This is a genomic window from Streptomyces niger (assembly GCF_000718305.1).
Lineage (GTDB): Bacteria > Actinomycetota > Actinomycetes > Streptomycetales > Streptomycetaceae > Streptomyces > Streptomyces niger.
Genome location: NZ_JOFQ01000101.1, coordinates 1 through 226, shown reverse-complemented (window position 1 = coordinate 226; position 226 = coordinate 1). Strand labels below are relative to the sequence as shown.

At 62.8% G+C, this 226-nt stretch carries 1 protein-coding gene; it reads left to right on the top strand.

Going from position 1 to position 226, the window contains the following annotated elements; all coding sequences use genetic code 11:
• On the top strand, nucleotides 1-226 hold a 226-nt coding region (locus IF20_RS37060), incomplete at both ends, for a hypothetical protein (RefSeq protein WP_199896947.1).

The following is a 226-nucleotide window of genomic DNA, read 5'->3' as shown; positions in this document are numbered from 1 at the left end:
GTTCATCCGCGACCACAAGGACGATGAGGACGGGGATTACGACGAGGATCTGATCGCCGAGCACAATCAGATCCGGGATGACATCACCGCCACGGTGGCGGCGTTCTGGGCGGCGGAGCGGACCTGTCACAACAAGATCACGGCGTTGTGGCACGGCACCCAGATGGTGGCCGGGGACGGGTCGGACAAGAAGAACCAGTACGGCTTCGCGGCCGAGGACATGAAG